This is a genomic window from Streptomyces sp. L500, from assembly GCF_054551825.1.
The window spans coordinates 238,792-264,233 of record NZ_JBTOLC010000003.1 but is presented as its reverse complement, the minus strand read 5'-3'; the positions used below and the strand labels follow the sequence as shown (position 1 = coordinate 264,233).

21 protein-coding genes, 1 tRNA gene and 2 pseudogenes are annotated in these 25,442 nt (G+C 73.2%); 15 read left to right on the top strand and 9 right to left on the bottom strand.

The features are described from left to right. The 5 genes and pseudogenes from ACX9I7_RS06420 to ACX9I7_RS06400 form a co-directional block, all read right to left on the bottom strand. A pseudogene (locus tag ACX9I7_RS06420) lies at nt 1–371 on the bottom strand (hypothetical protein); the annotation flags it as partial. A 178-nt stretch (nt 372–549) separates the two neighbouring features. After that, nucleotides 550–1,509 (bottom strand): LAETG motif-containing sortase-dependent surface protein, encoded by a 960-nt coding sequence (locus tag ACX9I7_RS06415; RefSeq protein WP_459386738.1) that lies wholly within the window; start codon nt 1,507–1,509, stop codon nt 550–552. Nucleotides 1,510–1,674: 165 nt separating this feature from the next. Further along, nucleotides 1,675–1,764, bottom strand: a tRNA-Ser gene (locus ACX9I7_RS06410). Between the two features lie 102 nt (nt 1,765–1,866). Beyond that, nucleotides 1,867–2,046: a hypothetical protein gene (locus ACX9I7_RS06405; RefSeq protein ID WP_358633943.1), complete on the bottom strand. Its 180-nt coding sequence runs from the start codon at nt 2,044–2,046 to the stop codon at nt 1,867–1,869. Nucleotides 2,047–2,178: 132 nt separating this feature from the next. Beyond that, nucleotides 2,179–3,762, bottom strand: coding sequence for a S1C family serine protease (locus tag ACX9I7_RS06400; RefSeq protein WP_459386737.1), 1,584 nt, complete (start codon nt 3,760–3,762; stop codon nt 2,179–2,181). A 176-nt stretch (nt 3,763–3,938) separates the two neighbouring features. On the opposite strand from ACX9I7_RS06400, the gene ACX9I7_RS06395 reads away from it, so the two are divergent. From ACX9I7_RS06395 to ACX9I7_RS06385, 3 genes and pseudogenes are all read left to right on the top strand, one after another. After that, the gene (locus ACX9I7_RS06395; RefSeq protein ID WP_459386736.1) at nt 3,939–4,784 is read left to right on the top strand and encodes a glycerophosphodiester phosphodiesterase; all 846 of its coding nucleotides are present in this window, start codon (nt 3,939–3,941) and stop codon (nt 4,782–4,784) included. Between the two features lie 105 nt (nt 4,785–4,889). Then, nucleotides 4,890–5,543, top strand: a pseudogene (locus ACX9I7_RS06390) (ATP-binding protein). Between the two features lie 340 nt (nt 5,544–5,883). After that, on the top strand, nt 5,884–6,852 hold the full coding sequence (locus ACX9I7_RS06385; protein WP_387573168.1) for a DUF5926 family protein: 969 nt from the start codon (nt 5,884–5,886) through the stop codon (nt 6,850–6,852). A gap of 640 nt (nt 6,853–7,492) precedes the next feature. Here the strand turns inward: ACX9I7_RS06385 and ACX9I7_RS06380 are convergent. Continuing rightward, on the bottom strand, nt 7,493–8,251 hold the full coding sequence (locus ACX9I7_RS06380; RefSeq protein WP_459386735.1) for a hypothetical protein: 759 nt from the start codon (nt 8,249–8,251) through the stop codon (nt 7,493–7,495). Between the two features lie 496 nt (nt 8,252–8,747). Beyond that, on the bottom strand, nt 8,748–9,485 hold the full coding sequence (locus ACX9I7_RS06375) for a bifunctional DNA primase/polymerase (protein ID WP_386725610.1): 738 nt from the start codon (nt 9,483–9,485) through the stop codon (nt 8,748–8,750). Between the two features lie 823 nt (nt 9,486–10,308). On the opposite strand from ACX9I7_RS06375, the gene ACX9I7_RS06370 reads away from it, so the two are divergent. Together ACX9I7_RS06370 and ACX9I7_RS06365 are read left to right on the top strand one after the other, a co-directional pair. Beyond that, complete coding sequence (locus ACX9I7_RS06370; protein ID WP_459386734.1) at nt 10,309–11,832, top strand: PP2C family protein-serine/threonine phosphatase; 1,524 nt, start codon at nt 10,309–10,311, stop codon at nt 11,830–11,832. A 154-nt stretch (nt 11,833–11,986) separates the two neighbouring features. Next, entirely contained in the window at nt 11,987–13,444 is a 1,458-nt protein-coding gene (locus tag ACX9I7_RS06365) for an aminopeptidase P family protein (protein WP_387573158.1), read from the top strand. 100 nt (nt 13,445–13,544) lie between these two features. Here the strand turns inward: ACX9I7_RS06365 and dmpI are convergent, their stop codons facing one another. Further along, nucleotides 13,545–13,727: a 4-oxalocrotonate tautomerase DmpI gene (gene dmpI / locus ACX9I7_RS06360; protein ID WP_387573155.1), complete on the bottom strand. Its 183-nt coding sequence runs from the start codon at nt 13,725–13,727 to the stop codon at nt 13,545–13,547. A 241-nt stretch (nt 13,728–13,968) separates the two neighbouring features. Between dmpI and ACX9I7_RS06355 the strand changes: the two genes are divergently transcribed. Further along, the gene (locus ACX9I7_RS06355) at nt 13,969–14,220 is read left to right on the top strand and encodes an SCO4226 family nickel-binding protein (RefSeq protein ID WP_387573153.1); all 252 of its coding nucleotides are present in this window, start codon (nt 13,969–13,971) and stop codon (nt 14,218–14,220) included. Nucleotides 14,221–14,243: 23 nt separating this feature from the next. Here ACX9I7_RS06355 and ACX9I7_RS06350 read toward each other — a convergent pair whose 3' ends face one another. Continuing rightward, entirely contained in the window at nt 14,244–14,723 is a 480-nt protein-coding gene (locus ACX9I7_RS06350) for an ATP-binding protein (RefSeq protein WP_126915109.1), read from the bottom strand. Nucleotides 14,724–14,938: 215 nt separating this feature from the next. On the opposite strand from ACX9I7_RS06350, the gene ACX9I7_RS06345 reads away from it, so the two are divergent. The 9 genes from ACX9I7_RS06345 (at nt 14,939) to ACX9I7_RS06305 (ending at nt 25,285) form a co-directional block, all read left to right on the top strand. Continuing rightward, nucleotides 14,939–15,742, top strand: coding sequence for a hypothetical protein (locus tag ACX9I7_RS06345; RefSeq protein WP_459386733.1), 804 nt, complete (start codon nt 14,939–14,941; stop codon nt 15,740–15,742). 112 nt (nt 15,743–15,854) lie between these two features. Then, entirely contained in the window at nt 15,855–16,613 is a 759-nt protein-coding gene (locus ACX9I7_RS06340; RefSeq protein ID WP_387573147.1) for a YcnI family copper-binding membrane protein, read from the top strand. 74 nt (nt 16,614–16,687) lie between these two features. Then, nucleotides 16,688–17,344, top strand: coding sequence for an SCO family protein (locus ACX9I7_RS06335; RefSeq protein ID WP_189455406.1), 657 nt, complete (start codon nt 16,688–16,690; stop codon nt 17,342–17,344). Further along, nucleotides 17,344–17,841, top strand: a complete 498-nt coding sequence (locus ACX9I7_RS06330) for a copper chaperone PCu(A)C (RefSeq protein ID WP_387573144.1) — start codon at nt 17,344–17,346, stop codon at nt 17,839–17,841. The genes ACX9I7_RS06335 and ACX9I7_RS06330 overlap by 1 nt, the downstream gene beginning before the upstream one ends. A 7-nt stretch (nt 17,842–17,848) precedes the next feature. Then, a complete protein-coding gene (locus ACX9I7_RS06325) occupies nt 17,849–19,945 on the top strand; it encodes a FixH family protein (RefSeq protein ID WP_459386732.1) in 2,097 nt (698 codons plus the stop codon). After that, nucleotides 19,945–21,483, top strand: coding sequence for an iron uptake transporter deferrochelatase/peroxidase subunit (efeB, locus tag ACX9I7_RS06320; RefSeq protein WP_459386731.1), 1,539 nt, complete (start codon nt 19,945–19,947; stop codon nt 21,481–21,483). Before ACX9I7_RS06325 ends, efeB begins: the two co-directional genes overlap by 1 nt. A gap of 100 nt (nt 21,484–21,583) precedes the next feature. Continuing rightward, on the top strand, nt 21,584–22,546 hold the full coding sequence (pheA, locus tag ACX9I7_RS06315; RefSeq protein ID WP_459386730.1) for a prephenate dehydratase: 963 nt from the start codon (nt 21,584–21,586) through the stop codon (nt 22,544–22,546). Between the two features lie 559 nt (nt 22,547–23,105). Next, a complete protein-coding gene (serS, locus tag ACX9I7_RS06310; RefSeq protein WP_358633990.1) occupies nt 23,106–24,383 on the top strand; it encodes a serine--tRNA ligase in 1,278 nt (425 codons plus the stop codon). Beyond that, nucleotides 24,380–25,285, top strand: a complete 906-nt coding sequence (locus ACX9I7_RS06305; RefSeq protein ID WP_459386729.1) for an HAD family hydrolase — start codon at nt 24,380–24,382, stop codon at nt 25,283–25,285. The genes serS and ACX9I7_RS06305 overlap by 4 nt, the downstream gene beginning before the upstream one ends. Nucleotides 25,286–25,442: the final 157 nt, after the last annotated feature.

Below are 25,442 nucleotides of genomic sequence, written 5' to 3'. Positions count from 1 at the left end.
TTGCCCTCGAGCGTCACGAGACTGACGTGGGTGCCGTCGTCCAGGGTTCGCGCGTTCTTGAAGTCGGCGGCGGGCCCGGTCGGCATGAGCACCTTGGAGTCCACCGGCGCCGCGGAGGCGCCGCCCCCGCCCTTCCCGTTCCCGCTCCCCTTCCCCTGCTCCGGCTGTTCGATCTTGCCGTAGCTGACGGGGTCGCCCTTGTCCGTGAAGGGGGGTATCTCGTAGTGGACCATCACGGGCCAGGCGATCAGCCCGAGCGCGACCACGCAGGCCACCACGACGGCCCACCGCTTGCCGCGCGAGGAACGGCGCCGCGGCGGTGGCGGTACGGCGCTCGGGGGCGCGTGGAGACCGGAAGGTGAATGCGTCATGGCGTCGCTCCGCTGGGGTCGGCTGCCCGACGAGCAGCACAGGGCACATGGCGAATGGATGTGCCCTGTGGGATGCGGGCGGGGACCCCGGCGTTCCAGGCGCGGGCCGTGAGTTTTTGCACAGCCATTACGCGGGCATTACCCGGCGATCACGCAAACGCTCGTTTCCGCGCGAACGTCAGCGCTGGGCGGCACCACGTCGCCGCGAGGCGACGACCAGCCCCGCACCCGCACCGAGGACGACGACGGTGCCGCCGACGATCCACGGGGTGGCGGAACCGGCGCCGGTGAAGGCGAGTTCGGAGCCGCCGCCGTTGGCGGAGGCCCCGGAGCCCTGGGCCGACGCGGAGGCGGAGGTGGAGGCGGACGGCTTCGCCGTGGCACCGGCAGCATCGCCCTGCTTGGGCTGCTCGGCCCCGCCGGCCGGCTTCGCCTGGCCGGCGGAGGCAGAGGCGGAGGCCGAGGCCGAGGGCTTGGCGCCCTTGTCGTCCTTGCCGCCGTCCTTGCCCTTGCCCGCTTCCCCGGCGGCCTTGTCCTTCTTGGCGGCCTCGTACTGGCCCACCTCGAGGAAGTGGTTGAGAGCCTCGTCCGTGTCGGCGCTCAACGCGTCGTAGGCAGCCTTGTGCACGGCAGGGCCACCGGCGCCACCGACCTGCGTGACCTTGATCCGGAGGTCCGTCTTACGGGCGAAGGGCAGCTCCTCCTCAAGGAAGCGCTTGATGGCCTCGGGGGTGCCCTTCTGCAGGGCGGCCTTGCCGTATTCCTTCACCGTGGGGCCACCGGAGTTGATGATCTGGGAGACCCGCACCTCGTCGTCGATCAGCCGCTGCTCGTGCTGACCGACCTCCAGGAACCGCGCGCGATCCTCGGGCGTACCGTCGAGCGCCTTCTGCGCGCCCTCGCGGACACCGACGCCGGAGCTCTTGTCGCCGAGGATCTTGAAGATGGCGATCCGGTTCTTCTCGTCCCGCTCGTCCGCCTCCCTCGAACCCCCGCCCGGCTTCGCGTCACCGGCCTTCTCCACCACCGGAACAGCGACGGGCTGCCCACCACCGGCGGCCACCGCCGGCGAGGAGAGCAGCACGGCCGGGGCGATCGCCACGGCCGCGACGAGGACCGACGCACGAGCCAACTTCATGTACGCACCTGCTTGTCATAAGAAACGGATAAATCTCCCGTCATGCTACGTCTGTTGATCAAGCCCAAACGAAACGGACCGGCACGGCGGCTCACCGCCCCCAAAACGCGGAAGGGGCGCCCGGATTCCTCCGGGCGCCCCTTCCGTGCTGCGTCAACGCAGCGCTGGCGGAGACTGTGGGATTTGAACCCACGGTGACATCGCTGCCACGACGGTTTTCAAGACCGTTCCCTTAGGCCGCTCGGGCAAGTCTCCACGCGTCGCCCACCGGGGGCGACGCGTGGACAGCCTACCGGGTACGCGGATTGGGAGTGGAGGCCCGGCCGCCACTGGATGGTCATGGGGCCGGCCGGTGGTCTAGGGGAAGAGCATGATCCCGAAGGCCAGCACCACGAGGACGGCGATGACGATGACGACGCCGATCCGCATGGGGTGGTGCGCCAGCGCGGCGCTTCCCGGTCTGCCTCCGCGCGGCCGGTCCTCCGGCAGTCGTGGGTTCTCCGGCCTGTCGTGTGTGTAGAAGTCGCCACCGGCCATGAGCGCACCTCCTGGTGGAGGTCGGCGAGCCCTCCCCGGGCAGGGGAGAGCTCCGGATGGGTGCTACACGGCCATTATGCGACTTTTGCCCGAAAAGCGAGAGGCTGGAGGCGGGCCAGGGGCCGGCGGGCGTCAGCCCACCTTGTCGCCGCGGCGCTCGCCCAGCGTGATCTCCGTCGTCGCCTGCTTGCCGTCGCGGACGTAGGTGACGGTGACCTTGTCACCCGGCTTGTGGGTCCAGATCTCGCTGATGAGAGTGGGGCCGCTGTCGATCGTGGTGTCGTCCAGTTTGGTGATGACGTCGCCCGGCTTGAGGCCGGCCTTGTCGGCCGGGCCGCCCGGGGTGACGGACTGGCTGCCGCCGTCGCCGCCGCCCGAGGCGATCCGGGCGCCGTTGACGTTGTCCTTCATGTTGACCGTCGCCGAGATGACCGGGTAGATCGGCGTGTGGTCCTTCATCAGCTGCTGGGCGACGTTCTTCGCCTGGTTGATCGGGATGGCGAAGCCCAGGCCGATGCTGCCGGACTGGCCCTGGCCGCCGCCGAATCCGCCGCCGCCGTTGCCCGCCGACTGGATGGCGGAGTTGATGCCGATGACCGCGCCCTGGGCGTTGAGCAGCGGGCCGCCGGAGTTGCCCGGGTTGATCGACGCGTCCGTCTGCAGGGCGCTCATGTACGAGGCCTGCCCGCCGCTGCCCCCGTCGCTGGAGGCGACCGGGCGCTTCTTGGCGCTGACGATGCCGGTCGTGACCGTGCCGGACAGCCCGAAGGGCGCGCCGATGGCGACCGTCGCGTCGCCCACCGCCGCCTTGTCGGAGTCGCCGAGCGGAAGCGGGGTGAGCTTGGCGCCGGAAGGGTTCTTCAGCTTGATGACCGCGACGTCGTAGCCCTGCGCGCGCCCCAGCACCTCCGCGTCGTAGTTCTTGCCGTCGGAGAACGTCACCGAGAGCTTGCCGCTGTCGGCGGCCGAGGCGACCACGTGGTTGTTGGTGAGGATGTGGCCCTGGGTGTCGTAGACGAAGCCCGTGCCCGTACCGCCCTCACCGTTGCTGCTCTGCGCCTCGATGGTCACGACGCTGGGCAGCGCCTTGCTCGCGATGTCCGCGACCGAACCCGGCGTACGGCTCTCGATCTTCGGGTCGCCGGAGGAGGAGACCGTCGTGGAGCTGTCGTCGCCCCCCTTGGCCGCCCAGTAGCCGACGCCGCCGCCGACACCGCCCGCGACCAAGGCCGCGGCGAGCACGGCCGCCACCAGGCCGCCCGACCGGCCGCGCCGCGGCGGCGGGGTCGGGGCGCCCCAGGGCGCGGCCGCCCCGCCGTACGGCGGGGGCGCCGCCGCGCCGCCGTACCACTGGCCGGCGTCCGGAGTGCCGGGCATGGGGACGCCGGTGGCGTTCGTGGCGTTGTACGCGGGCTGCGGCGGGCCGGCCGGGAACTGCGCGGTCGCGGCCTCGACCGGAGGTGTGATCGGGGGCGTGATCGGGGGCGTCTGCTGTCCGTACTCGGGCCCGGCGGCGGGATCCACGGCGGACGCGGCGGGCTCGGCGGGAGTAGAGGACGCGGCGGGCGCCGGTGCCTCCTTCTCCAGCGCTACAGGAGGCAGCTGCGTCGTCCGCTCCCCCGCCGGCGCCGGAGCGTCGGCTGGCGGTGATGTCGGAGACTCCGGCCGCGGCTCAGCCGCGGACGGAACGGAGGCGCCCTCGTTCTCGGTGCTCACTGTTGTCTCCTCTGTCCAATCCTCATGCCCGGCCACGATCACCAGGGTCCGCGTCCAGCCTTTCCCATGGCGCGTCAGGCCACCGTAAGCGGAGCCTGTGACCTCGGCCGCCGGTGCTTACTACCGACAAATCGTCCCCCATGCGCGATTGTGCCAGCCGGTGGCACCATAACGCGGTGACCCAAGAGCGCCACCTCCTCGACGTCGTCGCCCACCGCGGAGCCTCCGAGGACGCTCCGGAACACACCCTGGCCGCCTATCGCAAGGCGATCGAGGACGGCGCGGACGCCCTGGAGTGCGATGTGCGGCTGACCGCCGACGGGCATCTCGTCTGCGTCCACGACCGCCGGGTCAACCGCACGTCCAACGGGCGGGGCGCCGTGTCCACCCTGGAGCTGGCCGACCTCGCGGCCCTGGACTTCGGCTCGTGGAAGGCCGCGGCGGGCGAGCCCGAGGCGCCGGACCGCGACACCGACCCCGACCCGGCGCGGGTGAGCGGCCTCGCCGCCGACCGCGAGAGCACCTCCGTGCTCACCCTGGAGCGGCTGCTGGAGCTGGTCGCCGACTCCGGGCGCAGGGTCGAGCTGGCCATCGAGACCAAGCACCCCACCCGCTGGGCCGGCCAGGTCGAGGAGCGGCTGCTGGCCCTGCTGGACCGCTTCGGCCTGGCCCATCCGTCGCCGGACGAGCCCTCGCCCGTACGGGTGATGAGCTTCTCGGCCCGGTCCCTGCACCGGGTGCGGGCCGCGGCGCCCGCGCTGCCCACCGTCTATCTGATGCAGTTCGTCAACCCCCGCTACCGCGACGGCCGGCTGCCCCGGGGCGTGGGGATCGCCGGGCCCAGCATCCGCATCGTCCGCAACAACCCCGACTACGTGACACGGCTGCGCCGCGCGGGCAACGCCGTGCACGTCTGGACGGTGAACGAGCCGGAGGACGTCGAGCTGTGCGTCCGCCTCGGTGTGGACGCCATCATCACCAACCGGCCCAAGGCCGTCCTGACCCAGCTCGGCCGGAAGTAGCCGTCGTCGAACGTCGGCCTTGATCGGCCGTTCGGCTGATCCGGAGGCTCCGGCGCCATTACAAGGAGTGCACCGGCGCGTTCGGTGCGTATGCGGCCGTCGTGAGTGCCCCACCGGCCGGAGGTTGGCCGGTTTCCGGTCCAGTCCATTGGGGCATCCATCCCCTGACGTGGGGCAAAGGAGGTCTCGGGGGTGGCGTTGGTGGTGGCACAGGAGGTGCCCACGTCGTCGATCATGGCCGTACCCCATGGTCCTGCCGGTGTGGGCGAGGCGAGACACCGGATGCGCAAGGAATTGCGCGCCGGCGGGGTACCGGATTCGGTCATCGACGACGCGGTACTGATCCTTTCCGAGCTGCTCAGCAACGCGTACCGCCACGGGCGCCCGCTGAGCCGCGACGGCCGCGACAAGGGCGAGCGGGGCGCGGACGACCCCGGTCTCGTCAGGGCCGCCTGGCGGATGGACGGGCGCGGCAGGCTCACGGTCGAGGTGACCGACGGCGGCGGGCCCACCCGCCCCTTTCCGGCCACTCCCTCGGTCACCGCGCGCGGCGGCCGCGGACTGAACATCATCAACGCGCTCTCCCAGGACTGGGGCGTCCGCGACGCCACGGGCGAGGTGACGGTCTGGGCGGCGCTCTCCGCACGCGCCGGTTTCGCTACGCGCGTCGATCCCGGCCCGGCCGCCACCCTGGGTTTCCCCGGCCTCACCGAGTTCGGCGATCTGACCGGCCTGTCCGATCTATCCGATCTGACGTAGCCGCCCGGCCCGCTCGCTCGCCGCGTTGACGCGCGTAGCGAAACCGGCGCGTACGTACCGTCGTCGGCGCCGGCCCACCCCCATCGCCCCATCGCCCATCCCCCCGTCGGCCCGCGCGGCGCGCCCCCGTACGCGCCCGCCCGCGCGACCTCTCCCGCGTGCCCGGCCGTGCCGTCACAGCCGGGCGCTAGGCTCGCGCCCGCAGGCAATCGGCCTGCCTCGGAAATCGAGAAATCGACCAGCACCGGGCCCGCGCCACGCACCACCGCCGGACGGACAGACGGACGGACAGACGGGCACGGGCGGGCACGGACGCATTCGATCGGGAGACACGCACACCATGGCCAAGAAGCGCCGCCCCCAGACCAAGGCCGCCCAGCCGCACGCCGGTGACGTGGTGGTCCCCGTCGTCGGCGCCCGTGAGCCCTGCCCCTGCGGCTCGGGCCGCCGCTACAAGGCCTGCCACGGCCGTGCCGCCACCCAGGCCGCCGTCGAGCTGGTGCGGCGCCCCTTCGAGGGACTGCCCGGCGAGGCCGACTGGGTCGCCCTGCGCGAGCTGGTGCCCGCCGCGACGGTGGAGCTGAAGCTGAAGGACGGGCTGCCGGAGGGCGTGCCGTCGGTGACCCTGGCGACGGTGCTGCCGATGGCCTGGCCCGCCCTGCGCCGCGACAACGGCGCCGTGCTGCTGGGGCTGCAGAACGACACCGCGACCGGTGACCTCAGCCGCGACCTGGCCGACACCCTGCTGCGCGCCCTGAAGGCCGAGCCCGGCACCCCGGTCGCCGCCGAGCGGGGCGGCGCCGAGGGGCCGCGTCTCCAGGACCTGCTGGACCCGGCCGCCCCCTTCGAGCCCGTCGTCCACACGGGCTTCGAGTTCTGGGTGGAGAACGCGGAGGGCGCCACCGGTGAGGTCGCCGCTTCGCTGGAGCGGGCCAACGCCGCCGCGATCCCGACCGTCCGGCTCTCCGGCGTCGGCTCCGCCTACTGGTGCGAGACGCCGGAGAAGAACCACCTGCGCTGGGTGATGACCGAGCCGGAGGAGCGGCTGCTGGACGCCCTCGCGCGGCTGCACGCGGCCGGCACGAGCTCGCTCGGCGAGGGCACCCGCCTCGTCGGCTCGTTCCGCGCGCACGGGCTGACCGTGCCGGTGTGGGACCTGCCGTCCGCGATGCGCGCGGAGGACGTGCAGAAGCCGGCGGAGGCCCTCGCGGAGCGGCTGGCGACGGCGCTGGCGGACGAGACGCCGCTGACCCCCGAGGAGCGCCGCGCCCGCAGTGGCCTCACGAGCCGTCAGGTCACCCTGAACTGACGCCGCCTGGGACGGTCGGCGGGGCGGCCCGCCGATGACGATCACGCGAACTCCCGTGATCGTCATTCGGTCACGCCCCGCCGTCCGCCCCGCCACCCACCCGGAATCGGCCGCGCCGTCGAACAGGGCCGGATGGGGCACTTCCGGCGCCCCGGAACGGTAAACGACCGGTCAAGCCGCGTGACTCCTGTCACAACTCCCGCTGTCAGACCGGAAATCGGCGTCCGGAAATCCACGATCGAATTTGCGAACCGCAGATCTCTTGTTACCGTTCTAGGAGCCCGGTCGCTGGTGCATCCCCCGTCGCCAGCGACCGGGCGTTTCCATGCCCGGACGCCGAACGGGCGCCGAATGAGCGCCGAACGACCGTCGGCCGGACACCCGCCAGGCTCCCTCGATGCCGACCGGACGCCCATCAGGCTCCGTCCGCCGCCTCCCGGTAACTCTCCGGCGCCCGCCATCTCGGCCCGCGCCCGCTCCCGGCCCCTGAACAGCGGCCCGCCCCGCCTCGGACGCCACCGCGTACGCCCTGGGCGCGGCGATGCGCGTACGGGCTCACAGCCGGCCCAGGGGGCGCCCGCAGCGGACTCCCGCCACCCCGCGGGGTGAACGCCCCGTAGGCCCCCGGCGCGAGCCCGGACTAACCGTCCTCGGGCGCCGCCGAGTTGCTCCCGGAGCGGAGGAGGAGCTTCCCATCCGGTGAAGCGATCTCCGAGACCGCCGCATACGAGCCATGTCCGCGCACGGTCCGCTCGTGGGGGGTCTCGCACATGTCCGGATCATCGGTTGCGGCGAGCTCGCAGTTCACCTGCACCGTCCGGCCGTCGGGGGCCATCAGGGTCAGCACGCCGACCAGGGGCGCGCCCGTCGCGTTGCGGTAGTACGTGCGGGCCCAGGTGTCCCGGTCCCGTTCGAGGACGCAGGTCTGAGCCTCCACGCCCTCCGGCGAACCGAGTTCGGGACCGCACCGGGTGGCGCCCGCGAGGCCCGTGCCCAGGGCCGGAGCGAACGGGTCCGCCGGGTCGCGGCCGTCGGCGGCGCCCTGCCCGAGGGAGCCGCGCGCGGATCCCGGCGTGCCGAATCCGGCCGGGCGCGGGCCGCCCGCCGCACCCCGGGCACCGGCCCGCGCGGCATCCCCGCCGGCACGTTCCCGGCCGGCGCCCCTTCCGGATTCCGCCCCGGCGGCCCCCAAAGCCCCGGACGCTCCCGAAGCGCCGGAATCCGGCTTGGTCCGGGCCTTCTCCCGGCCCGCCACCCCCGCCGGGCCCGCCGCGGCGACGGCCAGCGGCAGCACCACCGCCAGCACCACCGCGCTCGCGAGCGCGATCATCCGGAGATTCGCCGCGCGCTGCCCGGTCGCGCCGGGAACACTGCCGGGAACACTGGACGCACGCACCATGGGACCACCTGCGACTCGCCACGGGCGCTCGAGCGCGCGACCGCGGGACACGGAACGGATTTCGCGGCGCGGTACGCCTCAAGGGCCCCGCACCGATGACCCCGGTACGGACCCGCGCGAACCCTCGCCCCGCCGGGCCGACGGCGCCTTGTCAGGCGCCCGGCACTGCCCGGATCCCGAACATACGGGCACGACGCGGCCCTTCGGGGCCTCGCGCGGCCGTTTCCTGCGCTTCTCTCCCCGGCTTACACCCGGAAGAGTGAGTCCCGGACGAGTGAGTCCGAGGAGAGAGCGAGTCCGAGGAAAGAGCGAGGAGTGCGAGCGCGTGCGTCTCCCGTCCGTACGCGCTCCTGAAGCCGGCCAGGCCCCCGCCGAGCCCCCGGGTACGCCCGGGGACGGGCTCAGCGCCCCGGCCCCAGTACCCCGGTGCCTCAGCGGCCCCAGTGCCTCAGCACCCCGGTGCCTCAATGCCCCAGTGCCTCAGTGGACCAGCGCCTCAGTGGGCGAGCCTGGTGCCGCCGCCCTGGCTGCCCGTGGCGCCGACGGTCTGCTCGACCAGGACGTCGATGACCGTGGCCACATCGGGCAGCCAGGGCCGGGCCAGACCGTCGAGCCGCCGCTTGGAAGCGGAGCGTCCGCCTCGCCCGGCGGTGGCGCCCGCCGGCCTCGGGGCCCGCTCCCAGCGCACCCGGCCCGCGCCCGTGGGCGAGGGCGGCAGCACGGCGTACCCGCCCTCACCATGGAAGCGCAGCGCCCCGGGCACCCAGTCCTGGCTGTGCAGGAGTTCGCCGAGGACTTCGAGCGAGTAGGGCGCCACCAGCAGGGACCAGCGGGTGGGGGTGGCCACCACCGGGCCGAGCCGGACGCCCGCCCTGTCGAACGCGGCCAGCGCGCGGGCACCGGCCACCGCCGGCAGGCTCACCGCGCACGGCGCCCGGCCGCCGGTGGCGAGGACCACGGGCGCCTCCGGGCGATTGGTCCACCACCAGCGGACCATCCTGGCGTCGGTGGTGGCCGCCAGCAGCCCCGGGTCGAAGGGGTGGGCGCCGGGGACCGCGCAGTCCGGGTCGGGGCAGCCGCACTCGCGTACGCGGCCGATGCCGGGCCGCAGGCCGACACCGGGGAGCACGGGCCACTGCCACTCCGTCGCGTAGGTCAGGGCCGCGGTGAGTACGGCCGAGCGGCCGGCCCGCCGGAGGGAGAGCTTGCGTCGCCTTCCGAGGATCTCGCGCATGAGCGCTCGTTCCTTTCCGTGAACGCCGAAGGTGGGCCCTTGCCCGTCGGCAGGGGCCGTATTGCACGTACATGACGCTGAGCGGTGCAGGGGTGCTGCTGGAACTGCGGAACTGCGGGAACTGCAAGAACTGCGGAAGCATTGCGGGAATTGCGTGTAGTCCCCGCGAAACGAGGGGACTACATGGCACTACGGGCACTGCTCGGCGCGGACCGCGCCGCGCCGTGGCTCCCGGACCGGCACACCACGTGGATCAAAGTCACTGCGCGTACGACGCAGCGCATCACGCCACGGGCCGAGCGTGAAACCTGGCGGGGGGTGGCGCGCGCATGGCGCTTCGTGCTGAGCCGGTGCGCCCCTCGCCTGCGGCATGGGTTGCCCCACGCCGCTCGGGGATGGGCGTGGCCGTTGACCGATAAGACGCTCGGGCCCGCCGCCGGGTTGCGGGGCGGCCCCAACTGCCGCTGCCCTTCTCCGAGTACGTACCCACCACGGTGGATGTGACGCGCTGCTGGAGCGAGGCCAGTCGATCGCAATTCCAGGGCCACGGCACTATTTTCCGGCCAAACTTCGGGGAACTTCGACGAGGGCGGAAGCCTCACCAGACACCATGAATCCCACTGGTCCAATGCTGGACATCCCCTTGCCCGGGCGTGTACATGTGGAGCACTGATAGCGCGCAACACGACAGGGGGTTTGCGGTGCTATTGAGCGGAACACCCAGGCCAACCCACTGGTCGTGCGGGCCCGGCGGGCCACCCCGGGCCTGCTCCCGGACGGGTCCCGGGAGCGGCCGCGCACGCCCCCGCCCGGGCGGCTCGCCATGACCAGCCCCCACCCGCCGAAAGTGGCCGGAATCAATCCACCGGTCCCGGCTCCCGCGCACACTTCCGCCCCCGCGGTCCCCACTCCCCCCACCGCTCCCGAGGCGTCCTCCCCCGCCTCGGGCACCCTCTTCCAGGACCGCCTCGCCGGCTGGGTCTCCGACCTGACGACGCTCCACGAGCTGACCGAGCGGCTCAGCCGCACCGCCGACCTCGACGCCGCCCTGCGCGAGCTGCTCCGCGCCGGGGCCTCCCTGGTGGGAGCCGGACGCGGCCTCGTCACCCTCCACCCGGACTCCGGCACCGGGCACCCGGTCACCGTCGGCCTGGGCCTCGGCCACGCCGACATCGGCCACATCGAGACCATCCCCCCGGCCCCCGCCCCCCGGACCCACGGCCCGTACCGCGTCCCGGACGACGCCGGCCCCCACAGCAGCCCGTACGTACGCCTCCTCGACGACCTCCCGCCCGAGGGCGACCGCAGCGGCAGGATCCACCCCGACATCCCGGGCGAGGACGACCTCGACCCCCGGTACCGCGAGGTCGCCGCCCGGCTCGGCTACGCCGCCAGCTACGCCCTCCCCCTGGAGTCGGCGGCGGGGCCGCCGTCCGGCCCGGAAGCGGACGCGCCGCCCGGCGCGGGGCGCGTCGGCGCGGCCGTATGGCTCTACGACGAGCCCGCCGAGCCCAGCGAGCGCCAGCGCCACCTGGCCGGCCTCTACTGCGGCTACGCCGCCGAGCACCTCGCCCGGCTCATCGAGCTGACCGGCGCCCGCGACGCCGTGGCCGTCCTCCGCGAGGAGCTGCTGCCCAGCAGGCTCCCCCGCATCCCCGGCATCCGCCTCGCCGTCCGCCACCGCACCGGGCCCCGCGGCGGCGGGAACTGGTTCGACGCGCTGCCGCTGCCCGAGGGCGCGCTGGGGCTCGCCATCGGCGGCATCACCGATTCCGGCCCCGGAGCGGTCGCCGCGACGGGCCGGCTGCGGGCCTCCCTGCGCGCGTACGCCGTGATGGAGGGCGAGGATCCGGTGGCCGTCCTCTCCGACCTGGAGCTGCTGCTCAGACTGACCGAGCCCGCCCGCACGGCGACGGCCCTCTTCGCCTACTGCGAGCCCCCCGGGACCCTCCCGGGCGAGGGCCGGGGCAGAAAGGTCGTCGTCGCCGGGGCGGGCCACTGCTCACCGCTGATCGTCGGCCCCGGCCGGGTCGAGTACGTGGAGACCTCCCTCTCGGCCCCGCTCGGCATGCTGGCCTGCTGGGAGGCGCCCAGCGTGGAGATCGAACCGGAACCCGGAGAAACGCTCCTCTTCTACAGCGACAGCCTGCTCCACCGCACCGGGGACAGCATGGACCGGGCCTTCGCCCGGCTGCGCTCGGCGGCGGCGACCGTCCCCCGGTCCGCCCGGCGCGACCCGGAGGCCATCGCGGACCACGTGCTGCGCACGGTCCTGCCCGAGCCGGAGGGCGGCGACCCGGCGGACCCGGCGGAGGACGTCGTGCTCCTGGTGGCCCACTTCGAATGACGGTCCGCTCGAATGGCGGTCGGCCGAATGACGGTCCGCTCGAATGACGGTCCGCTCGAGTGACAGTCCGCTCGAGTGACGGTCCGCACAACCTTCTCGAGGGCATTCCACCGCACATACGATGGAAAGCGGCCCCGTTCGAGGAGGAAAGCCAGTGACCGAGCAGCCCGCACCCGAAAACCCTGAAGGTGACGAGCCGATCAAGCAGCGGAAGAACGGCCTCTACCCGGCCGTCTCCGCCGAGCTCGCAGACAACATGAAGTCCGGCTGGGCCGACACCGAGCTCCACGATCTGCGGCCGATACCCCAGGCCGCCGAGACCGCGCGGCGCCGCGCCGAGCTCTCCGCCCGCTTCCCGGGCGAGCGCCTGGTGATCCCGGCGGGCAACCTGAAGACCCGCTCGAACGACACCGAGTACGCCTTCCGCGCCTCGACCGAGTACGTCTACCTCACCGGCGACCAGACGCAGGACGGCGTCCTCGTCCTGGAGCCCACCGGAGAGCAGGGCCACGAGGCCACGATCCACCTCCTGCCCCGCTCGAACCGCGAGAACGGCGAGTTCTGGCTGGACGGCCAGGGCGAGCTCTGGGTCGGCCGCCGCCACAGCCTCACGGAGGCCGAGCGGCTGCTGGGCGTGCCCGCCCACGACGTCCGCGAGCTGGCCGGCACCCTCGCCGGGGCCACCGGCCCGGTCCGCGTCGTCCGCGGCCACGACGCCGGCGTCGAGACGGCCCTGACCGACAAGGTCACCGCCGAGCGCGACGAGGAGCTGCGCGTCTTCATCAGCGAGCAGCGCCTGGTCAAGGACGGCTTCGAGATAGCCGAGCTCCAGAAGGCCGTCGACTCCACCGTCCGCGGTTTCGAGGACGTCGTGAAGGTTCTCGACAAGGCCGAGGCCACGAGCGAGCGGTACATCGAAGGAACGTTCTTCCTGCGCGCCCGCGTCGAGGGCAACGACATCGGCTACGGCTCCATCTGCGCCGCCGGCCCGCACGCCACCACCCTCCACTGGGTGCGCAACGACGGCCCGGTCCGCTCCGGCGACCTGCTGCTGCTCGACGCCGGCGTGGAGACGAACAGCCTCTACACCGCCGACGTCACCCGCACGCTGCCGGTCAACGGCACGTACACCGAGCTCCAGCGCAAGATCTACGACGCGGTGTACGAGGCCCAGGAGGCCGGCATCGCGGCGGTGAAGCCGGGCGCCAAGTACCGCGACTTCCACGACGCCGCCCAGCGCGTCCTCGCCGAGAAGCTCGTCGAGTGGGGCCTCGTCGAGGGCCCGGTCGAGCGCGTCCTGGAGCTCGGCCTCCAGCGCCGCTGGACCCTCCACGGCACCGGCCACATGCTCGGCCTGGACGTCCACGACTGCGCGGTCGCCCGCACGGAGACCTACGTCGACGGCGTCCTGGAGCCCGGCATGGTGCTGACCGTGGAGCCCGGCCTGTACTTCCAGGCCGACGACCTGACCGTGCCCGAGGAGTACCGGGGCATCGGCGTCCGCATCGAGGACGACATCCTCGTCACCGAGGACGGCAACCGGAACCTCTCCGCCGCCCTGCCGCGCACGTCCGCCGACGTCGAGGCGTGGATGGCCGGCCTGAAGGGCTGAGCCGGACGCCGGACGCCGGACCACCGGCACCCGGACGACCGAAGAGCCGCGGCCTCCCCCGAGGGGCCGCGGCTCTTTCGTGTGTATGGCCGTTCAAGCACTACTTGTCGGCGGTCAGCACGCCGGCCTGGCCCCAGCTCTCCGCCGGGGTCTCCTGGATCCACACCTGCACGGCCTCGGCGGGGATCCGGTAGGCGTCGACGAACGCGTCGGTGATGCGCTGGACGAGGTCGCGCTTGAGCTCGATGGAGCGGGGGCCCTGCTGGACGGTCACGATGGGCACGGGACGCCTCCTGAAAATCGCGGTGTCTCCCGGCGGTTCCGGGTCGTTCACCGGTGTGGCCCCAGTCCATCGCGCGGCGGTCCGCCGAACCAGAAGCACTCGGAGCCCGCAGCGATCACGAATCGTGATCGTCGGCGCGGGCCTCCGGGCCGGCGCACGCCTCCAGCAGGGCGTCGAGACAGGCGGCCGCGGACGCATGATGGTCTCAGGGGCTTTCCCACGACGAGGGAGGTGCCGGGCCATGACGAAGTTCATGGACGTCCATCACGGCATGCAGGGCATCACCGAGGATCAGCTCGCCGCCGCGCACCGCGCCGACCAGGCGATCGAGCGCGCGGAGGGCGTGCGCTTCGAGCGCGCGTGGGCGGACCCGAAGTCGGGGACCGTCTACTGCCTCTCCGAGGCGCCCTCGGCGGAGGCGGTCAAGCGCGTCCACGAGCGAGCGGGCCACCCGGCCGACGAGATCCATCAGGTGCCGCTGGAGGTCTCCTGAGCGGAGAGAAGCCTCGCCGGGACTTACGACGCCCGCAGCAGCGCCGCGGCCGCCGGGCCGCCCTCCCGCCACTTGAGGATCTTGTCAAAGCTGACGACCGCCCCCGCCCGGCCCGGGCGGTTGCGGACCCGGACGTGGTCGGTGAGGGACGCGATAAGGAAAAGACCCCGGCCGTGCTCGTCATGGACGGCGGCCGGGGTCCTGGTGTGCGCGCGGGCCGGGTGGCGGCGCGGGGACCGGGGGCGTTCGGCGAATCCGGGGCCGGAATCGGTCACCTCGATGCGACAGGTGTCGCCGTCGATCAGGGCCGTCACGCGATAGCCGGTGGAGGCGTCACCGCCGTGCTCGACGGCGTTCGCACACGCCTCGCTGAGCGCCACGGCCAGGTCGTACGAGGTATCGGGGTCGACGCCGGCCGTCTCCATGGCACCGATCAGCAGCCGTCGGGCGAGCGGAACGCTCGCGGCCTCGCGCCGCAAGTGGAGTGACCACCAAATGCTCATGCTCAGCCTCCTGGCTGCGGCTCGACATACCGATACCTATAGCCACGGGGCGCGCCGCATAAGCCTGTCGGCTGTGTGAGACCGCTCATTCGGCCGACGCGCCACGCGGGTGGGGGCGTGTATGGACGGGGCGGTGGTGACCGGGCGCGTCAGGGGGACGAGCCGGACACCCTGCCGTAGGGACCGCGTACGGGCGGTGGGATGATGGCGCGGTCATGCCTCTCCCCGTCGCGCGCGCCGGCGCCGATCTGCGACTGATCCGGGCCGCGGTGTTCACCGCGGTCTGTGTCGTGCTGTCCGCGGGCGGGCACGTGCTGGCGTCCTGCGCGAAGGTGCCGCTGTGGACCCTGGTCGCGGCGGGCGCGGCGGTCTTCGCCGTGGCCGCGCCGCTGGCCGGACGGGAGCGCTCGCTGCCGGGCATCGCGGCCGCGCTGGCCGTGGGCCAGCTCGCGCTGCACACGCTCTTCGCGCTCGGGCAGCACGGGGCGCGGGGCGCGGACGCCGCGGCCGCCCATCGGGCGGGCGCCGACGGCCACTTGATCGACTTCGCCGGGCAGTTGCTCTGCGACCAGCGGCCGATGTCCGCCGACCGGGCCCGTCAGGTGATCACCGACGCCGGCCTCGACCCGGCCGTCCACGCCCCGGCCGCCGCGTCCACTCCGGGTGGCGGCGCGGGTTCCGGCGCCGGTTCGTTCGTCCACGCGCTCCTGCCCTCCCCCGCCATGGCGTTGGGTCACGTCCTCGCGGCCCTGGCCCTGGGGTGGTTGCTGCGGCGCGGTGAGGCCGCGCTGTGGCGTCTGGTGCGGCTGTCGGCCGAGTCGGCGCGCGGTGTCGCGGAGTCCGCGCTCGTCCGGGCGCTGGCGCTCGCGCTGCTGCCGTTCGTCCGGGCGCTGGGCGCGGAGCCGCTCGCGGTGCCCCGGTCGTGGACGGCCGCGCGGGAGACGCGTCCGGCGCGGGAGGCCGAGTGGCGGCACGTCGTGATCCGGCGGGGGCCGCCGCGCCTCGCCCTCGCGGCCTGACGGCACGACGCATCGCTTTCCACCACCCGGCAGGGCGGGGGAGGGTGTTTCGCGCTGTCCCCGCATGCGCGCCATCCCCTTCCGTTCCCTCCTGCCAGTGGAGAGTTTTCCCATGACCTCGATCCGTCGTATCCGCGCCGCCCGTGCCTCCCTCGTCGCCGGTGCGACCGCCGGTGGCCTGCTGCTGTTCGCCGGTCCCGCCTTCGCGCACGTGAGCGTGCAGCCCGGCACCGCCGAGAAGGGCGGCTACAGCACCATCGCCCTCAAGGTGCCCAACGAGAAGGACAACGCCTCGACGGTGAAGCTGGAGCTCACCCTCGACCCCAAGCACCCGCTGGTCTCCGTGATGCCGCAGGCCGTTCCGGGGTGGGACGTGAAGGTCGAGAAGACCAAGCTCGACAAGCCCGTGCAGATGCACGGCAAGTCGATCGACGAGGCCGTCAGCAAGGTCACCTGGACCGGCGGCAAGATCGAGCCCGGTCAGTTCCAGCAGTTCCCGCTGTCCGTCGGCCAGCTGCCGACGGACGCCGACGAGCTGGTCTTCAAAGCGCTCCAGACGTACTCCGACGACGACGTCGTCCGCTGGATCGACCCGTCCAAGCCGGGCGGCGAGGAGCCCGAGCACCCGGCTCCCGTCCTCAAGCTCGTCGCGAAGGGCACCGCCGCGGGCGGCGGCGACCACCACGACGACGCCGCGAAGGACGACAAGAAGGACGACAAGAAGGTGACCGCCACCGCCGAGGAGAAGAAGAGCGACGGCGGCAGCGACACCACCGCCCGCGTCCTCGGTGTCGTCGGCATCGTCGTCGGCGCCGCCGGCGCCGCCTTCGGCGTGCTCGCCGGGCGCCGCCGCCGCGACTCCGCCGCCTGACACCCGTACCGCGGCCGACAGGGCACGCACGCCCTGCCGGTCGGCGACACCGACCACCTCTGGAGAAGCACTCCATGCGCACCAAGATCCTCGGCGCGGTCCTCGCCGCGACGGCCGCGCTCACGCTGACGGCCTGCGGCGGCTCGGGCGACGGCGGCGGCGACAAGCCCGCCGCCGATGTCTCCGCCGAGCCGAAGAAGGCCGGGGCGATCACCCTGGACAACGCCAAGGCCAAGCCGGACCTGGTCCTGACGGACACGTCCGAGAAGAAGTACGAGCTGGTCAAGGAGACCAAGGGCCGTCCCGTCCTGCTCTACTTCGGCTACACCTACTGCCCCGACGTCTGCTCGACGGTCGTCTCCGACATCGCCGCCGCCGAGAAGAAGCTGCCCAAGGCCGACCAGGAGAAGCTCCAGGTCGTCTTCGTCACCACCGACCCCGAGCGGGACACCCCCAAGCGGATCCGCGAGTGGCTCGACGCCCAGGGCGGTCAGGACATAGTCGGCCTGACCGGCGACTTCGCGACGATCCAGGCGGCCGCCAAGCCGCTGGGCATCCTCGTCGAGCCCGCCAAGAAGGAGAAGGACGGTTCCGTGACCGTCAGCCACGGCGCCGAGGTCGTCGGCTTCTCGCCGAAGGACGACGCCGGCCACTGGATCTACACCGCTTCCACCACGTCCGACCAGTACGCCCAGGATCTCCCGAAGATCGTCAAGGGGGAGAACCCGTGATGCGCCCGAAGAAGATGAACAAGGCCACCGTCGCCACCGCCACCGCCCTGCCGCTCGTCCTCGCGGGCGGGCTGCTGCTGATCACCGGCTGCCAGTCGGAGAAGGACCGCCTGTCCGTCTCCTCCGGCAAGCCCGAACTGGCCGTCAGCGGCGCCTATCTGCCGGAGCCCGCGATGGCCGACATGGCCGCCGCGTACTTCACCGTCGAGAACGACGGCGGCGAGGCCGACCAGCTGGTCGGGGTCACCAGCCCGCTCTCGTCCGACATCACGATGCACACCACCGAAGGCTCGCAGATGAAGCACGCGGCGAAGCTGGAGGTGCCCGCCAAGGGCAAGCTGTCGCTGTCGCGCGGCGGCACCCACCTGATGCTGGGCAAGCTCGACCACAAGCCGCGGGTGGGGGAGAAGATCGAGTTCACCCTGCGCTTCGCCACCTCGGCGCCGATCAAGGTCAAGGTGCCGGTCGAGAGCGCGACGTTCCGCCCCAAGGGCTGACGCGGCGATGAGGACCCGGACCGCCGTACGACGCGCCGTACGACGTGGAGTGCCGCTTCCCGGCGCGCTCCTCGTCGCCTTCCTCGCCGCGCTGTTGGGCACGCTGACGCTCGGCGCGGGCACCGCGTCCGCGCACGCGGCGCTCACCGCCACCGACCCGGCCGACGGGTCGGTGGTGCCCTCGGCGCCCGCGCGGGTCACGCTCACCTTCTCCGAAGGGGTGCTGCTCAGCCCCGACTCGGTGCGGGTCCTCGACCCGCGCGGCGAACGCGTCGACGCGGGCAGGCCGCAGCACGACGGCGGACGGTCCGGGACCGCGACCGTCGCGCTGCGCGCCGGGATCGCCGACGGCACGTACACGGTGGCGTGGCAGGCGGTCTCGGCGGACAGCCATCCGGTGGCCGGGGCCTTCACGTTCTCGGTCGGCGCGCCGTCGAAGACGACCGTGACCGTCGACTCGGCGGCCACGCGCACCGATCCGGCCGTCGCCGCCTTCTACGCGATCGGCCGGTACGCGGCGTACGCGGGCTTCGTCCTGCTCGTCGGCGGCTGCGTCTTCGCCGGGGTGTGCCGCTCGTCGCGGGCGGTGCAGCGCGTGGCGGTGGGCGGCTGGATCGCGCTGTTCGTCTCGACGGTGGCGCTGTTGCTGCTGCGGGGCGCCTTCACGAGCGGCAAGGGGATGGGATCCGTCCTCGATCTGTCGCTGCTGGGCGGCGTGTTGTCCACCAAACCGGGGGCGGCGCTGCTGTCGCGTCTGCTGCTGCTGAGCGCGGCGGCGGTGTTCCTGGCGGTGCTGTTCGGCACGTACGCGCAGGAGGACGACGGACGGGGCCGGTCCGGTGACGGTGGCGGTGGCGGTGCCACTGCCGGTGGTCCTACGCTCGGCCGCCGCAGGGACATCGCCTGGGGGCTCGGCGTCGGGGGCACGCTCGTCGCGGGCGGCCTGGCGGCGACCTGGGCACTGGCCGAGCACGCGTCGGCGGGCCTCCAGCCGTGGCTGGCGATGCCGGTGGACGTGGCGCACCTGCTGGGCGTCGCGGTGTGGCTGGGCGGGCTGGCGGCGCTGCTGGCCACGCTGTGGTCGGGCGAACGGATCCGGCGGACGGCGGTCGAGCGCTTCTCGCGGATGGCGTTCGTCGCGGTCTGCGTGCTGGTGGCGACCGGGCTCTACCAGTCGTGGCGGCAGGTCGGTTCGTGGGACGCGCTGACGGGCACGGAGTACGGGCGCTGGCTGCTGGTGAAGGCCGGGCTGGTGGTCGCCATGGTGGGCGTCGCGTTCCTCTCCCGGCGCTGGACGGGCCGCCTCGTGGACGCGCCCGAGTCCAGGCGGCCGACGGTCCGGAAGAAGCCGGGGGCCGGCGCGAAGCCGGCGCGGGGAGCGGCGAAGCCGCCGTCGGGCGCGGGTGCCGCACCGGCGTCGGGCGCCGACGACGCCGAAACCGTGTCCGGCGCGAAGGGCACGAAGGGCGCGCAGGGCTCCACTGCCGGCTCCGCCGACGCCGCTCACACCGCTGACGCCGTCGACTCCGTCCGCGCCGCGCAGCTCGCGCGGCAGCGGGCGGCGCGGGAGAAGGCCGCCGGGCGGCGCGTGCGGGACGCGGACACCGGCCGCACCGGGCTGCGCCGGTCCGTCCTCGCCGAGGCGGGCGTCGCCGTCGTCGTGCTGGCCGTCACCACCGCGCTCACCGGCACCCAGCCCGGCCGGGCCGAGACGGAGCAGCGCCGGGCGACGGCGGGCCGGACGGCCGCGCCGTCGGCGGCCCGGCCCGCCGACGTGCGGATCGCCTACGACACGGGCGGCACGGGCGGCCGGGGCACGGCGCGCGTCACCGTCGACCCCGCCCGCACGGGGGCCAACACCCTCACCGTCACTCTGACGGACCCGTCCGGGCGCCCCGTGGACGTACCGGAGCTGACACTGTCCATGACCGAGAAGGAAAAACAGATCGGTCCCCTGCGGGCCGCGCTGGAGCGTCAGTCCGCCGGACTGTGGAAAGCCAAGGATTTCCGGCTGCCCATGGCCGGCGACTGGCAGCTGTCCCTGACCGTACGGACCTCGGACATCGACCAGGTCACCGAGATCGAGAACGTGAAGATCATCTGATGGCTGACACGACTGACACCACGGCCGGCGGAGTCGCCGGGGACGACACACGCCCGATCAGCGGCAGGACGGGCGCCAAGGCGAGCGGCGGCAAGCCGGGCGGCGGCAAGCGCGCCGGGAAGCGCGCCGCCGCGACCGCCGCACGCTCCGGCAGCACCGGACCGGGCGGCCCGGCCAAGGGCCGCACCCGGCCCGACAAGAGCACCGGCGGCCCCGCCAAGGACGCCCCCGCCGAGACCGGCGGCGGCGCCGGGAGCTCCCGTACCGCCGGCGAGCCGGAAGCGGCCACCGCCACCCCCGGCGCACCGGTCGACGGCGTCTCCCGCCGGCGACTGCTGGGCACGGCGGGCGCCGCCGGCGCGGCCGCGCTCGTCGTGGGCGGGGTCGCGGGGGCCACCGGGTCCGAGGCGGTGCGCGGCAAGCCCACACCGCTGACCGACGTCGGCTCGGGCGTCGTGCCCTTCCACGGCACGAACCAGTCGGGCATCGTCCAGCCCGCGCAGGCGCACGGCCATCTGATCGCCTTCGACCTCACCGGCGGAACCGACCGCAGGGGCGCCGTCGCGCTGATGCGCCGCTGGTCCGCGGCGGCGGCGGAGCTGATGGCCGGCCGGCCGCCCCAGGGTGACGACTCCGGTGTCGCCCTCGACGCCGGCCCGTCGTCCCTGACGGTCACCTTCGGCTTCGGCCGCACGTTCTTCGACCGCGTCGGGCTGACGGACCGGCGGCCCGACGCGCTGGAGCCGCTGCCCGCCTTCACCGCCGACGCCCTCGACGGCAAGCGGAGCAACGGCGACCTGTGGGTGCAGATCGGCGCCGACGACGCGCTGGTCGCCTTCCACGCCCTGCGGCTGCTCCAGAAGGAGGCGGCGGGCTCGGCACGGGTGCGCTGGCAGATGACCGGCTTCAACCGCACGCCGGGCGCGACCGCGCAGCCGATGACCGGCCGCAATCTGATGGGCCAGATCGACGGGACGAACAACCCGAAGCCATCGAGCGCCGACTTCGCCCGGAAGGTCTTCGTGCCGGACGGCCAGCAGGGCGCCGACTCCTGGATGGCGGGTGGCTCGTACGCGGTCGTCCGGCGCATCCGGATGCTGCTGGACAGCTGGGACAACCTGTCGCTGGAGCGGCAGGAGCGGGTGATCGGCCGCCGCAAGTCCGACGGCGCGCCGCTGTCCGGCGGTACGGAGACCACGCGCGTGGACCTCGACAAGATGGGCGCGGACGGCGCGCTGGCCATCCCGGGCGACGCCCACATCCGGGTGGCGGCCCCGGCCAACAACCGCGGCGCGGCGATGCTGCGGCGCGCGTTCTCCTACCACGACGGTTTCCTCGACGACGGTGCGCCGGACGCCGGCCTGCTGTTCATCGCCTGGCAGGCGGATCCGCTCAAGGGCTTCGTCCCGGTGCAGCGGAAGCTGGACCGCGGCGACGGCCTCTCCCGATTCCTCCGCCACGAGGCCAGCGCCCTCTTCGCCGTCCCGGGCGGCTGCGAGGAGGGCGGCTACGTGGGCCAGCGCCTGCTGGAGGGGTGACGGGCGGGGGTCCCAGGGGCCGCACGGCCTCCGGGACCCCCGATCCGCCGGATCGGTAGGGTGGGCGACCGAGCCATCCGTGCCCCTTCCGGAGGAAACCATGAGGTCGGCAACCCGCTACACCTACCTCGGCCCCGAGGGCACGTTCACCGAGGCCGCCCTGCGCACCCTTCCCGAGGCGGCCACCCGCGAGCTGGTCCCCATGGTCTCCGTGCCCGCCGCGCTCGACGCCGTGCGCTCGGGCGAGGCCGCGGCCGCGCTCGTGCCGATCGAGAACTCGGTCGAGGGCGGCGTCACCGCGACCCTCGACGAACTCGCCACCGGCGAACCGCTGATGATCTACCGCGAGGTGCTGCTGGAGATCGCCTTCGCGCTCCTGGTCCGTCCGGGCACCCGGCTGACGGACGTCAAGACGGTGACCGGCCACCCGGTGGCGCAGCCGCAGGTGCGCAAGTGGCTGGCGGCCAACCTGCCGGACGCGGTGTGGGAGTCGTCCGCGTCCAACGCGGACGGCGCGCGGCTGGTCCGCGAGGGCCGCTACGACGCGGCGTTCGCCGGGGAGTTCGCGGCGGCGACGTACGGGCTGGAGCCGCTCGTCACCGGCATCCACGACGCGGAGAACGCCGAGACCCGCTTCGTCCTGGTCGGCCGCCCGGCGCGGCCGGCGGCGCGGACGGGGGCGGACCGGACGTCGCTGGTGATGTGGCAGCGGGACGACCACCCGGGCGCGCTGCTGGAGTACCTCCAGGAGTTCGCGGTGCGGGGCGTGAACCTCATGCGGATCGAGTCGCGGCCGACCGGCGAGGGCATGGGGCGCTACTGCTTCTCCGTCGACTGCGAGGGGCACATCACGGACCGCCGGGTGGCCGAGGCGCTGATGGGGCTGAAGCGGACGTGCGCCGAGGTACGGTTCCTGGGTTCGTACCCGCGTGCGGGTGCCTCGGGCGCGGGTGCCGGGGGTGCCGCCCGGGGTGAACAGCCGGACGAACGTCCGGGGACGACGGACGGCGACTTCGTGGCGGCGGCGGACTGGCTGGCGCGCTGCCAGGACGGCCGGGCCTGAGCGGCCGCCTTCCCAGGCCGTCCCCAGGTTCCCCGTCCCCAGGCCGTCCCGGGTTTCCCACAGGGTTACCCACAGAGTTATCCACAGGCAGTTCTCGACCTGGGGATAAGTCGATAGAGCGAGAGTCCTGGGAAGCCGTATAAAACGGGCAATGGTCGACAAAGCCCTCTGGCGCCCTGGCGCGGCCGTCCACAGCCACCGATTCCCGCGACTGCTACCCATCCGTCAGTCGAAATGCCTCGAACAACCCTTTAGGGGGAGTGAACGCCACCCCAAAGAGTGGCCGTAAGAGGTTTGCCTCATGAAACTCTGACGAATGACAGACCAAACGGAATCCCCGCTTCCGACATCCACAGATTTCCCGCACACCCTGTGGACAAAGAAACGGAACCACTCACTCCTGTGGACAACAGCAGCCCTCAACTGCCGCCTTCCACAAGGCGTCACGGCCCGGCGATGAGCCCGCCCACCGTTTTCCGGAATTCCCAGAGTTGGACAAATCACAACCAAAGGGAATATCGCGTCGAGCAACCGCAGCGCACAACGGTAGCCTGGAGGGGTGATTGACCTTCGCCTGCTCCGTGAGGACCCCGACCGTGTGCGCGCGTCCCAGCGCGCCCGTGGAGAGGACGTCGACATCGTCGACGCGCTGCTCTCCGCCGACGAGCGGCGCAGGTCGTCCAGCGTCCGCTTCGACGAGCTCCGCTCCGAGCAGAAGGCGCTCGGCAAGCTCATCCCCAAGGCCACCGGCGACGAGAAGGCCGAGCTGCTGAAGAAGGCCGGCGAGCTCTCCGCCGCCGTCAAGGCCGCCGACGCCGAGCAGGACGAGGCCGCCGCCGAGGCACAGCGCCTGCTGCTCCGCATCGGCAACATCGTCCACCCCGACATCCCGCGCGGCGGCGAGGACGACTTCGTCGTCCTGGAGACCGTCGGCACCCCCCGCGACTTCGCCGCCGAGGGCTTCGAGCCCAAGGACCACCTGGAGCTCGGCCAGACGCTGGGCGCCATCGACGTCGAGCGCGGCGCCAAGGTGTCCGGCTCCCGCTTCTACTACCTGACGGGTGTCGGCGCGCTGCTGGAGCTCGCCCTCGTCAACGCCGCCATCGCCCAGGCCACCGCCGCCGGCTTCACGCCGATGCTCACGCCCGCGCTGGTCAAGCCGCGCGCCATGGAGGGCACCGGCTTCCTCGGCCAGGCCGCGCAGGACGTCTACCACCTGGAGAAGGACGACTTCTACCTGGTGGGCACCTCCGAGGTCCCCCTCGCCGCGTACCACATGGACGAGATCCTCGACGGCGACCAGCTGCCGCTGCGCTACGCGGGCTTCTCCCCGTGCTTCCGCCGCGAGGCCGGTACGTACGGCAAGGACACCCGGGGCATCTTCCGCGTCCACCAGTTCGACAAGGTCGAGATGTTCTCGTACGTCCTGCCGGAGGAGGCGGAGGCCGAGCACGCCCGCCTGCTGGAGTGGGAGAAGCAGTGGCTGACCAGCCTGGAGCTGCCCTTCCAGGTGATCGACACGGCCACCGGTGACCTCGGCTCCTCGGCCTCCCGCAAGTTCGACTGCGAGGCCTGGATCCCGACGCAGGGCAAGTACCGCGAGCTGACGTCCACGTCCAACTGCGACGAGTTCCAGGCGCGCCGGCTGTCCGTCCGGGTGCGCGAGGGCAAGAACGTCCGTCCGCTGGCGACGCTCAACGGCACCCTGTGCGCCGTCCCGCGCACGATCGTGGCGCTGCTGGAGAACCACCAGCAGGCCGACGGCTCGGTGCGCGTGCCCGAGGTCCTCCGCCCCTACCTGGGCGGCCGTGAGGTCCTGGAGCCCACCGCCAAGTGACGCCCCCGGTCCCGCCGCCGTTCCGTCTGATCGCGACCGACCTCGACGGCACGCTGCTGCGCTCCGACGACACCGTCTCGGAGCGCACCCGCGCCGCCCTCGCGTCGGCCACGGCGGCGGGCGCCGCGCACATCGTCGTCACCGGGCGCACCGTCGCCTGGACCAGGCACATCCTCGACGCGCTGGACTACCGGGGCCTCGCGGTCTGCGGTCAGGGCGCGCAGGTTTACCACGCGGGCGAGCACAGACTGCTGACGTCCGTGACGCTCGACAGGCGGCTCGCCGCGCTGGCGCTCGCCAAGATCGAGGCGGAGGTCGGTCCGCTGCGGCTGGCCGCCAGCCGTGACGGCATGGACGGCGACGTCCTGGTCGGCCCCGGCTACCGCCTCCAGGAAGGGCCGCTCCCGGTCGTTCCGATCAACGAGGCGAGCGAGCTGTGGGCGGCTCCGCTCAACAAGGTCTACCTCCAGCACCCCACGCTCGACGACGACGCCCTGGCGGAGGTCGCGCGGGCGGTCGCGGGCGGTTTCGTCGGCGTGACGATGGCCGGCTCGGGCATAGTCGAGCTGCTGCCGCTGGGCCTGAGCAAGGCCACGGGCCTGTCGCTCGCCGCGCGCCGGCTGGGCGTCAAGGCCGCCGACACGATCGCGTTCGGCGACATGCCCAACGACGTCCCGATGTTCGGCTGGGCCGCCCACGGCGTCGCCATGGCCAACGCCCACCCGGAGCTCAAGGCCGTGGCGGACGAGGTCACCGCCTCGAACGAGGAGGACGGGATCGCGGTCGTCCTGGAGCGTCTCTTCGGCCCGGAGGATCCGGAGCACCGGGAGCGTCCGGAGCCTTCGGAGTCTCCGGAGTCTCCGGAGTCTCCGGAGTCTCCGGAGCGTCCCCTCTCCGGCTGAGCGCCACCCCCCTGGCGGCCCCGGCCGCCTGCCGGGCCGCATCGGCCGCCTGCTTGGCCGCACCGGCCGCTTGTCGGGCCGCCCCCGCCGCTTCCAGCGCGGCCTGGCGGGCGCCTCCGGCGTCCCACCGCCAGGGCGGCCGGTCCCGGGTCAGCGA